This is a genomic window from Arthrobacter sp. ISL-69 (assembly GCF_018613775.1).
Classification (GTDB): Bacteria; Actinomycetota; Actinomycetes; order Actinomycetales; family Micrococcaceae; genus Arthrobacter.
On the sequence record NZ_JAGGPO010000003.1, the window covers coordinates 22,268 to 29,009 of the forward strand.

Consider the following 6,742-nt stretch of genomic DNA (forward strand, 5'->3'; position numbering starts at 1 on the left):
CTGAAAAAATTGTATGTGATGCACTTCATATAGCGTTGCTATAGGTGCTAGGGTAGCGGTTATGAGTTTCGATGGCCAGCTTCCGCCCAAGATACGGCTGCTCCGTGCAGCGGCCGAGTTGCTGGCCAAATCCGGGGGAGCGGCCGTTTCCACCCGCCAGATCACGCAGCTGGCAGGGGTTACTGCCCCTACTCTGTATCACCACTTCGGTGACAAGGAAGGGCTGTTTGACGCCGTCGTAGCTGCAGGTTTTGAAGAATATGTGGCCGGTGAACGCGACTTCGCGCCGTCCGGACACCCGCTGGAAGATATCCGGCGGATGTGGGACAACCACGTCCAGTTCGGGCTGAAACAGCCGGAACTCTACTTGGTCATGTTTGGCAACATTCGCCCTGAGAGCCGCCCGGCCATCGTTGCCGATGCCGAGGCCCTCATGGAGGAAATGCTGAATAAAGCTGCAGTGGCAGGGCAGCTGAACGTCCAGCCGCGTGAAGCGGCAAGGAGCATACTGGCGGCGAACGTTGGCGTGACCCTCATGCTCATCGCTGAGCCTGCCGCCGAACGCAACCTTGAACTGTCCACCATGACCCGGGACGCCATGATCTTCGCGGTGGCCGCGGAGCAGGCAGGCGGCACTTCGGAAGACTCCGGAAAGTCGTCGGTGGTGGTGGCAGCGATCGCCCTGAACGCCGCGCTCCAAGCATCGCACTCGGACCAGCTCTCCAGCTCGGAACTCAAGCTCTTTCTCGAATGGCTCCACCGGATCTCCACCAGTTCCACCAGCTAGTCGTCGAAAATATCGGACCATCCTGCGGTGCAGCAGGAATCACGGTTAGGAAATCACATGGCAACAGAGACAGTTGCAAAACCCCGCACTAGCATGCGGGTTGGCGTCCAGAAGTTCGGGACGTTCCTGTCCGGCATGATCATGCCCAACATCGGGGCCTTTATCGCCTGGGGCCTCATTACCGCGCTCTTTATTGAAAAAGGCTGGATCCCCGTCCCGGCACTGGGCGGCTTCGGCACCAACGCCGAGGGCGTCCCGAACGTAGGCCTCGTCGGCCCCATGATCACCTACCTGCTGCCTCTCCTGATTGGCTACACCGGCGGGAAGATGGTGCACGACGTCCGCGGCGGCGTCGTTGGTGCCATCGGTACCATGGGCGTCATCGTCGGTGCAGGCATTCCAATGTTCATTGGCGCCATGATCATGGGTCCCCTCGGCGGTTGGACCATGAAGAAGCTCGACGCAATCTGGCACGGCAAGATCCGGCCCGGCTTTGAGATGCTGGTGAACAATTTCTCCGCCGGTATCTGGGGTGCGCTTCTGGCCATGCTTGGTTTCTACGGCATCTCCCCGTTGGTCACGGCCTTCAGCACGGCAGCGGGCAACGTGGTTCAGTTCCTGGTCAACAACGGCCTGCTGCCGCTGACCAGCATTTTCATCGAACCGGCCAAGGTGCTGTTCCTCAACAACGCCATCAACCATGGCGTGCTGACACCGTTGGGCATCCAGCAGTCGCTTGAGCAGGGCAAGTCCATCCTGTTCCTGCTCGAGGCCAACCCCGGCCCCGGCCTCGGTATCCTGCTGGCCTACATGTTCTTCGGCAAGGGACTGGCCAAGGCATCGGCGCCCGGTGCCGCCATCATCCACTTCTTCGGCGGCATCCACGAGATCTATTTCCCGTACGTGCTGATGAAGCCGATCCTTATCCTCGCCGCCATTGGCGGCGGCATGACCGGGATTGCGACGCTGGCCCTCACCAACTCCGGCCTCGTGGCGCCGGCCGCCCCGGGATCCATCATTGCGGTGGTCGCCCAGACCGCCCGTGACAGCTACTTCGGCGTGATCCTTTCGGTCCTGCTCGCCGCCACGGTCTCCTTCCTGATCGCTTCGGTCATCCTGAAGGCCAGCAAGACCCCCGTGGGTGAAACCGAGGAGGACAGCCTCAGCGCCGCCACTTCGAAGATGGAAGCGATGAAGGGCAAGAAGAGCTCCGTCTCCTCAGTCCTGGTTGGTGCGGGCGGCACTGCCGTGATGGCCGGCCCCATCAGGAACATCGTGTTCGCGTGCGACGCCGGCATGGGTTCCAGCGCCATGGGTGCATCGGTGCTGCGCAACAAGATCAAGGCCGCCGGCTTCCCGGACGTCAACGTCACCAATGCGTCCATCGCGAACCTGACGGATACCTATGACGTCGTGGTCACGCATCAGGACCTCACCGAACGCGCCAAGCCGGCCACCTCCAGCGCAGTCCATGTATCCGTGGACAACTTCATGAACAGCCCGCGCTACGAAGAGATAGTGGAACTGGTCCAGCACAGCAACTCCGCCGGAGCCGGCGACGTCGGAACTTCCGCCGCCGCTGCGGCGCCTGTGGCCGCGGCACCTGCTGAGGCCGCCCCGCCGTCGGACATCCTGGTGGCTGACAGCGTGATCCTCAACGGCACAGCAACCACCCGTGACGCCGCCATCGACGAAGCGGGCCAGCTGCTGCTGGACCGCGGCGCCGTGGACAGCGGTTACATCGATGCAATGCACGAACGCGAGGAATCCGTGTCCACGTACATGGGCAGCTTCCTGGCCATACCGCACGGCACCAACGCCGCGAAGGACCACATCATGAAGTCCGCCGTGTCCGTGATCCGCTACCCGAACGGCATCGACTGGAACGGCAAGGAGGTCAAGTTCGTGGTTGGCGTCGCCGGCATCAACAACGAACACCTGCACATCCTGTCCTCTATCGCGAAGGTCTTCACCAACAAGGCCCAGGTGGCCCAGCTTGAGGCCGCCACCACGGTGGACGAAGTACTGGAACTTTTCGGGAAGGTCAACGCATAGTGAAGGCTGTTCATTTTGGGGCCGGGAACATCGGCCGCGGCTTTGTGGGACTGCTGCTGCACCAGGCAGGCTACGAGCTCGTGTTTGCCGACGTCGCTGAAGATCTGATCTCGCAGCTCGCCGCCGCAGACAGCTACGACGTCCACGAGGTGGGGGAGGACCCCACGGTCCGGACCGTGGACAACTTCCGGGCGTTGAACTCCGGCACCCAGGAAGCGGACGTCGTGGCGGAAATCGCGACGGCGGACGTGGTCACCACCGCGGTGGGTCCGCACATCCTGAAGTTCGTGGCGCCGGTGATCGCCAAGGGCGTCGCCGCACGGGCCGCCGGGCTGGCACCGCTGCAGGTGATGGCGTGCGAGAACGCCATCAACGCCACGGACATCCTGCGGGACGAAGTGGCGGCGCAGTGGGATACCGCCGCCGGAGAGCTCGAGTCCGTGGCCGTATTCGCGAACACGGCCGTGGACCGGATCGTCCCCAACCAGGAGCCGGGCAAGGGCCTGGACGTCACCGTGGAGACCTTCTACGAGTGGGTCATTGACCGCACGCCCTTCGGGGATGCGGCGCCGGTCATCCCCGGCGCGACGTTCGTGGACAACCTGGAGCCCTACATCGAGCGGAAGCTCTTCACGGTGAACACCGGGCATGCCTCGGCAGCCTACTTCGGCTTCGAAGCAGGGCTAGGCAAGATCTCGGAGGCCATGGCCGACCAGGACGTCGCCGCCGATGTGCGCGCCGTCCTGGACGAGACCAAGGAACTGCTGATCCACAAGCACGGTTTCAACCGCGAGGAGCAGGAAGCCTACGTCGAGAAGATCCTGGGCCGCTTCACCAACCCGCACCTGCCGGACACCGTGAACCGCGTGGGCCGGGCGCCTCTGCGCAAGCTCAGCCGGCACGAACGGTTCATCGGCCCGGCGGCAGAGCTGGCCGAACTCGGAATCGTGCCCGAAGCGCTGCTGGGAGCCATTGCGGCCGCCCTGCGCTTCAACGATCCCGCGGACGCCGAAGCGACCGAGCTGGCTAAGATCGTGGCGTCGTCCACGGCGGCGGAAGCGACCGAGAAGGTGACGGGCCTGACGCCCGGGCACCCGCTGTTCGCCGCCGTCGAGTCACTGGTGGAAGAGGCCAAAACGGAGGTCACGGCCTAGGACGCTCTCTCACTTCCTGCCGGTTTTTGGGCGACGCTCTCTCAGATCCTGCCGGATTTACCCCAACGCTCTCTCACTGAACGAAGTGAGAGAGCGTTGGGGTTTTTCGTGCGAAAACTGAGAGAGCGTTGGGGTTTTTGGCGCAGGAAGTGAGAGAGCGTCGGCTGTGGCAAGCTGGTCCGGTGACCTCCGAGCAACGTGACCTGCCCGCCCTGCTGACTCTCGACGTCGACGGCGGGACCTTCCGCCTCCGGACCGCGACGCGGGCCGACCTGCCCCGAATCCTGGAGCTCCTCGCTGACGACCGGCTGGGTGCAAACCGCGAGGACACCTCGGACATGGCCCCGTACGAGCGGGCCTTCGAAGCGATCGACGCCGACCCCGCCCATCTCTTGGCGGTGGGCGAGCTCCTTCGGGCAGGCGAGGCCGCCGGGCAGGTCGTGGCCACGTTCCAGCTCAGCTTCCTGCCGGGCCTTTCCCGCCGGGGTTCCTGGCGCAGCCAGATCGAGGCCGTCCGGGTTGCGGCACAGGTGCGCGGCGTCGGGATCGGCGCCGCCATGGTTACGTGGGCTGCCGGGGAGTCGCGCCGCCGGGGATGCTCGCTGATGCAGCTCACCACCGACAAATCCCGCAAGGACGCCCACCGCTTCTACGAACGCCTCGGCTTCGCAGCCAGCCACGAAGGCATGAAGCTCACGCTCTAGCTGCGTCGAACGCAGGAAGGCCTTTGACTCTTAGGCGTCCTAACTGTTAGGCTACCTAACTATGAGTCAACCCCAGCCAACGCCGACCGCGCTGCAGGCCCTCGCCGAGGATTTCCGCGAGGCGCTCCGCCACAGTGTCTACCTGGTCCGCCGCCTCGACGCGGACGGCGAACTCAGCGCCGCCCAGCTCAGCACGCTGAAGATGCTGCTCCATGACGGCGTCCGCGTCGGCGAGATCGCCCGGAACCTGGGCGTCAAGGTGCCCAGCGCCACCGAGCAGATCATCAAGCTGGAGAAGGCCGGACTGGTGCGCCGCGACCCGGACCCGCATGATTCCCGCGCCGTCCGGGTGGTGCTGACCACGGAAGGCCGTGGCGCCGTCGACTCCGCCAACGAGCGGCGAAACGCCGTGATGGCGGAAATCCTGGTGACGCTTAGCGACAGCGAGCGGCAGGCCCTCGCCGCGGCCCTCCCCGTGATCGAAAAAATCAACGGCACGCTTCACAACTGATACCCAAGACTTAGGAGTGCCCCCTATGGAAGGCCAGCTCGCCGCCACGCGGCCAGCAGTAGAAGAAACCCTCGAGGCCGAAAAGGCCTCCCTGCTCAAGCAGCCGAAGGCCGTATGGGCCACAGCCCTGGCCGCGGTGTTCGCGTTCATGGGCATCGGCCTGGTGGATCCGATCCTCCCGGCGATCGCCAAGAACCTGGACGCCACGCCCAGCCAGGTCTCGCTCCTGTTTACGAGCTACTTCCTGGTCACTGCGGTGGCCATGCTGATCACCGGCTACGTGTCCTCCCGGATCGGCGGCAAGAAGACCCTGCTCATCGGCCTGGCCGTGATCGTGGTCTTCGCCTCGCTGTCCGGTCTGTCCGGCAGCGTGGGCGAACTGATCGGCTTCCGCGCGGGCTGGGGCCTGGGCAACGCACTCTTTGTGGCCACCGCCCTGGCCGTCATTGTGGGCGTGGCAAGCGGCGGCGCCGGAACGGCGATCATCCTCTACGAGGCGGCGCTCGGTCTGGGCATTTCCCTCGGCCCGCTCCTCGGCGCCCTGCTCGGCGGCTGGCAGTGGCGGGCACCGTTCTTCGGCACCGCCGTGCTCATGGCGGCAGCCTTCGTCGCGCTCATCGCGTTGTTGCCCAAAACCCCGCTGCCCGAGCGGAAGGTCCGGCTCCGCGACCCGCTACTGGCTTTGGGGCACAAGGGACTGCGGACGACGGCGGCCAGCGGCCTGTTCTACAACTACGGCTTCTTCACCATTCTCGCCTTCACGCCGTTCATCCTGGGCATGGACGCCTACGGCATTGGCGGGGTGTTCTTCGGCTGGGGCGTGGCCGTCGCGGTCTTCTCCGTCTTCGTGGCGCCCGTCCTGCAGAACCGCTTCGGCGCCACCCGGGTGCTGATCGGCACGCTGGCCGTCCTGATGCTCGACCTGGCAGGGCTGGGACTGGCAGCCGGGCACTCGGTGCCCGCCGTCGTCGTCCTGGTGGTGGCCTCCGGGGCGCTGCTGGGAATCAACAACACGGTCTACACGGAGCTCGCCATGGGCGTCTCCGACTCGCCGCGCCCGGTGGCGTCGGCCGGCTACAACTTCGTGCGCTGGATGGGCGGCGCCCTGGCCCCGTTCGCCGCCGCGCAGCTCGGTGAGCATTTCGGTCCGCAGGTCCCGTTCTTCGCCGGGGCGCTGGCCATGGTGGCCGCCATCGCGATTGCCTTCGGCGGACGCCGGTACCTGGCCGCCCACGAACCCCACGTGGTCTGACCGGAGCGACGACCCGGGGCAGCCCCCCGGTACAGATAAGGCCCATGTTCGTGATGAATATGGGCCTTATCTGTCCGCTCGCGTTGGGCGGGGCAGCCTAGGAGACTGCTGAATTAGTGGGCTTCTTGGCTGCTGGCCATTGGTTTTCTTCTTATGGCAGCGGTGTGAGTCTGACCGTACGGGATCTGATGGGGCTTCCGCGCAGGTCGGTGACCGTCCGTGAGGGCTTTGCGGGCCTCGTGTGGGCTTCTCCTGATCCTGGCAGGTGGGGCGGGTGTC

At 65.1% G+C, this 6,742-nt stretch carries 6 protein-coding genes; all 6 read left to right on the forward strand.

The window, feature by feature from the left end; genetic code table 11:
• Positions 1 to 61: 61 nt before the first annotated feature.
• Entirely contained in the window at positions 62 to 787 is a 726-nt protein-coding gene (locus tag J7I79_RS00840) for a TetR/AcrR family transcriptional regulator (RefSeq protein ID WP_214949109.1), read from the forward strand.
• Between the two features lie 57 nt (positions 788 to 844).
• Entirely contained in the window at positions 845 to 2,842 is a 1,998-nt protein-coding gene (locus tag J7I79_RS00845; protein ID WP_214949111.1) for a PTS mannitol transporter subunit IICBA, read from the forward strand.
• A complete protein-coding gene (locus J7I79_RS00850) occupies positions 2,842 to 3,996 on the forward strand; it encodes a mannitol-1-phosphate 5-dehydrogenase (RefSeq protein ID WP_214949113.1) in 1,155 nt (384 codons plus the stop codon). The genes J7I79_RS00845 and J7I79_RS00850 overlap by 1 nt, the downstream gene beginning before the upstream one ends.
• 182 nt (positions 3,997 to 4,178) lie before the next feature.
• Positions 4,179 to 4,700: a GNAT family N-acetyltransferase gene (locus tag J7I79_RS00855; protein WP_396020138.1), complete on the forward strand. Its 522-nt coding sequence runs from the start codon at positions 4,179 to 4,181 to the stop codon at positions 4,698 to 4,700.
• Positions 4,701 to 4,761: 61 nt separating this feature from the next.
• Positions 4,762 to 5,211, forward strand: a complete 450-nt coding sequence (locus J7I79_RS00860; protein WP_214949115.1) for a MarR family winged helix-turn-helix transcriptional regulator — start codon at positions 4,762 to 4,764, stop codon at positions 5,209 to 5,211.
• Positions 5,212 to 5,236: 25 nt separating this feature from the next.
• Positions 5,237 to 6,463, forward strand: a complete 1,227-nt coding sequence (locus J7I79_RS00865; protein ID WP_214949117.1) for an MFS transporter — start codon at positions 5,237 to 5,239, stop codon at positions 6,461 to 6,463.
• The last annotated feature ends 279 nt before the right edge of the window (positions 6,464 to 6,742 follow it).

Excerpts from the sequence above, each read along its gene's own strand:
- J7I79_RS00865 (WP_214949117.1), top strand. The coding sequence starts at position 5,237 with ATGGAAGGCCAGCTCGCCGCCACGCGGCCAGCAGTAGAAGAAACCCTC.
- J7I79_RS00845 (WP_214949111.1), top strand. The coding sequence starts at position 845 with ATGGCAACAGAGACAGTTGCAAAACCCCGCACTAGCATGCGGGTTGGC.
- J7I79_RS00840 (WP_214949109.1), top strand. The coding sequence starts at position 62 with ATGAGTTTCGATGGCCAGCTTCCGCCCAAGATACGGCTGCTCCGTGCA.
- J7I79_RS00860 (WP_214949115.1), top strand. The coding sequence starts at position 4,762 with ATGAGTCAACCCCAGCCAACGCCGACCGCGCTGCAGGCCCTCGCCGAG.